Annotated in this window: 1 protein-coding gene and 1 pseudogene; both read left to right on the forward strand. The window is 71.8% G+C overall.

Annotated features, from left to right (window positions below; translation table 11 throughout):
- Nucleotides 1-1,671 (forward strand): annotated as a pseudogene (locus PKY62_RS12360) (2-oxoacid:acceptor oxidoreductase family protein); the annotation flags it as partial.
- On the forward strand, nucleotides 1,668-4,140 hold a 2,473-nt coding region (locus tag PKY62_RS12365; RefSeq protein ID WP_324537399.1), incomplete at its 3' end, for an FAD-dependent oxidoreductase. The pseudogene PKY62_RS12360 and the gene PKY62_RS12365, both read left to right, overlap by 4 nt.

Consider the following 4,140-nt stretch of genomic DNA (forward strand, 5'->3'; position numbering starts at 1 on the left):
ATCGACGCGGTGCTCGCGACGCTGGAGACCCGGCTGTACCTGTACGAGGGCGGTCCCACGGGCAACGGACCGGCGTCCACCGTCATCGCCAACTCCACGGGCTGCAGCAGCGTCTACTCCTCGACGATGCCGTTCAACTCCTACCTCGACCCGTGGGTCAACAGCCTGTTCCAGGACGCCCAGCCGCTGGCCAAGGGCATCTTCGAGGGCATCTCCGCCCAGCTGGTCAACGACATGCGCGCCCAGCGGACGGCGGCCCTCGAGCTCGCGGACGCGTACGACCCGGCCACGCACGACCGCGCCCTGCAGCGCCTGACGTGGGACCGCCTCACACCGGACGAGCTGGGCCTGCTGCCGACGGTGCTGACCATCGGCGGCGACGGCGCGAGCTACGACATCGGCTTCGGCGCGATGTCCCGCGTGCTCGCCAGCGACACCCCGATCAAGGTCATGGTGCTCAACTCCGGGGCGTACTCCAACACGGGGGGCCAGGCCTCGACGGCGAGCTTCACCGGTCAGGACTCCGACCTGGCGCGGTTCGGCGGGGCGCACGACGGCAAGCACGAGTCCCGCAAGGAGCTCGGCCTGCTCGCGTCGTTCCACCCCCATGTGTTCGTCGCCTCGACGTGCACGGCGCTGCCCGGCCACTTCCTGCGCTGCTCGGCCGAGTTCCTCGCCTACACGGGCGCCCCGGCCGTGATGGACGTCTACACGCCCTGCGGGTCCGAGAACGGCATCCCGGAGGCGGCCTCGAACGCCAGGGCCCGCCTCGCGGTGGAGAGCCGGATGAGCCCGCTGTTCGTGCACGACCCGCGCCGCGGCGCGACGCTGCACGACTGGTTCTCGCTCGAGGGCAACCCGGACGCGGACAAGACGTGGACCACGAGCACGGTGGAGCACCTCGACGCCGACGGCAACGTCCAGCTGCTCACGACGCCGCTGACGCCCGCCGAGTTCGCACTCGGCGAGGTGCGGTTCAAGAAGCAGTTCAAGCGTCTCCCCGCGGCGGACGATGCCGCCGCCCTGCCGATCGACGCGTACGTCGAGCTGCCCGTCGCCGCGCGCGCGGGCCACGTCCCGTTCGTGTACGCCACGGACGACGACCGGCACCTCATCAAGGTGGCGTGCTCGATGTCGATCGTCGCGCTCGTCGAGGACCGGCGCCGGTACTGGCAGATCCTGCAGTACCTCTCCGGCGGCCACGAGGCGCAGCTCACCGCGCTGCACCGCGAGGACCTCGCGGAGCTCCAGGCGCGGTACGACGCCGCGGTCGCGGCCAAGGAGAGCACGCTCGACGACGTGGTCCGGGCGATGACGGAGCTCGCGGCCGCGAGCAGGGCACCGGCCGGTCTCGGCGGGTGGATCCCGACGCATGCGCCGGGCGGCGGCGCGACACCCGCGGCCACCACCGCCACGGCAGCCACGCCGGTCGCCGTCGACGACGCGCCCGTGCACCTGGACCCCGCGGACCAGGCGTTGTGCACCGACTGCGGGACCTGCTACCAGGAGCTGCCGCAGATCTTCGAGAAGACGACCGTCGTCCTGGACGGCAAGGCCACGGTGGTGGCCCGGATGATCCCCGGCGCGCTGGCCACGCTCGAGCTCACCCCGGACGTCCTGGCGAGGATCGAGCGCGTCAAGGCCACGTGCGACGCGGAGATCATCCGATGACGACGACGGCGCCGCGACCCGGTGCGGCGCCCGGGGCGCAGGCCGGCCAGGCGGCCGGCGGGGCCGACCTGCACCGGTACCTCGACGCCGCGAGCGAGCTCGAGGCCACGCGCACGGAGGTCGAGGACCTCGAGCAGTCGCCGGAGGTCACCGCGTTCCACCACCAGCTCGACCTGCTGCGCCGACGGCTGCTCAGCGAGCCTGCGGCGTTCCGGGACCTGTTCATCGCCGACGGCGTGGCGGCCGTCGCCTGGGAGTTCAACCAGCCGGACCTGGGTGCGGACTTCACCAGGACCATGTGGTCGATGATGCTGCGCGGCGACGACACGAGCCGGCTGCTCATGAAGCTCGTGTGGTCGCTGCCCCTGGGCCGCAAGCGAGCGTTCGTCCGGGCCATCGACCGGCACCTGTCGGACCGGTACCCGATGTTCGACGGCCTGAGCACCGACTGGCCGGCGGGCAGCTCCATCCCGCCGTACGTGCGTGGGGCGCAGGATCGGTCGGTCGACTTCGGGCTGGTGAACCAGGGCTACCTGGGCTACCTCACGCTCGGGTACACCCCGGTCGAGGTGGACCTCTTCGTCTGGCTCGAGGCCCTGCGCGACAAGCAGTGCGCCGAGAAGCCGTGCGAGATCGGCATCCACGTCGTCGGCAAGAACGAGCCGACCGGGGGCTGCCCGGTCAAGATCCACATCCCGCAGATGCTCGAGCTCGTCGGCATGGGGCGGTTCCGTGAGGCGTTGGAGCTCATCGAGGGCTCCAACCCGTTGCCGGACGTCACGGGACGGGTCTGCCCGCAGGAGCTCCAGTGCCAGGGCGTCTGCCTGCAGAGCAAGCTGCCGATCCAGATCGGCCAGCTCGAGTGGTACCTGCCCGAGCGCGAGAAGCTCGTCAACCCGGGCAGCATCGTCGAGCGCTTCGGCGGCGTGCCCGACCCGTGGCAGGTGGCGACCAGGCCGCCGGTCGCGATCGTCGGCTCCGGGCCCTCCGGGCTCATCAACGCCTACCTGCTCGCCGTCGAGGGCTTCCCCGTGACGATCTTCGAGGCGTTCCACGCGCTGGGCGGCGTGCTCCGCTACGGCATCCCCGAGTTCCGGCTGCCCAACGAGCTCATCGACGACGTCGTCGCCAAGATCACGCTGCTCGGCGGCAAGTTCGTGCCCAACTTCGTCGTCGGCAAGACGGCCACCCTGCAGGACCTGCGGGACGCGGGCTTCTGGCGCATCTTCGTCGGCACCGGCGCCGGCCTGCCGCGGTTCATGAACGTGCCGGGGGAGCACCTGCTCAACGTCATGTCGGCCAACGAGTTCCTCACCCGCGTCAACCTCATGCAGGGCCAGCGGGCCGACTACGAGACCCCGTTGCCCGCGACCGCCGGCAAGGACGTGCTCGTCATCGGCGGCGGTAACACGGCCATGGACGCCGCCCGCACCGCGCGCCGGCTGGGCGGCAACGTGACGATCGTCTACCGGCGCACGCGCAGCGAGATGCCGGCGCGCGTCGAGGAGCTCGAGCACGCGCTCGAGGAGGGCATCGCGCTCAAGGTGCTGGTCGCGCCGTCGCAGTTCCTCGGCGACGACACGACCAGCTTCGTCACCGGGGCGACCCTCGAGGTCATGGAGCTCGGCGAGCCGGACGCGTCCGGTCGGCGCGCCCCGGTCCCCACCGGCCGCACCGAGACGATGCACGCCGACCTGGTCATCATGGCGCTGGGCAACGCCGCCAACCCGATCATCAAGGACTCCGAGCCGCGTCTGGCCACGTCGAAGTGGGGCACCATCTCGCTCGATCACGAGGGCTCGCAGGTCACCACGCTGCCCGGCGTCTACACGGGTGGCGACGCCGCCCGTGGGGGCTCGACGGCCATCCGGGCGGCCGGGGACGGTCAGGCGGCCGCGCGCGAGATCGTCGGCAGCATCGACGTGCCACCCGAGGCGATCGCGGCGATGGTCGCGAGCGCGCTGACCTACACCGAGCTCGGCGCCACCGCCCAGCGCATCGTCTCGACGGCGGAGCTGAGCGACGGCATCCACGAGTTCACCGTGTACTCGCCGCTGGTCGCCGCGGCGGCCCAGGCGGGGCAGTTCGTCCGGGTGCTGCCGCGGCCGGACGGCGAGCTCATCCCGCTGACCCTGGCGGACTGGGACGCGCAGGCCGGCACCATCTGCCTCGTCGTGCAGGGCATGGGCACGAGCAGCATCGAGATCAACCAGATGGCCGTGGGCGACGCCTTCACGGGGATCGCCGGGCCGCTCGGGCGTCCCAGCGAGGTGCACCGCTACCCGGCGGGCTCGACGGTCGTCTTCACCGCCGGCGGCCTCGGCCTGCCGCCCGTCTACCCGATCCTGCGCGAGCACCTGCGGGCCGGGAACCACGTCACGCTCATCTCGGGCTTCCGCAGCGGCGACCTCATGTTCTGGACGGGGGCGGACGAGCGGGTCGGCCTGCTGCAGGCGCGGTACGGCGACC

Origin of the sequence: Actinotalea sp. (genome assembly GCF_035443605.1) — a bacterium.
Taxonomy (GTDB): Bacteria; Actinomycetota; Actinomycetes; order Actinomycetales; family Cellulomonadaceae; genus Actinotalea.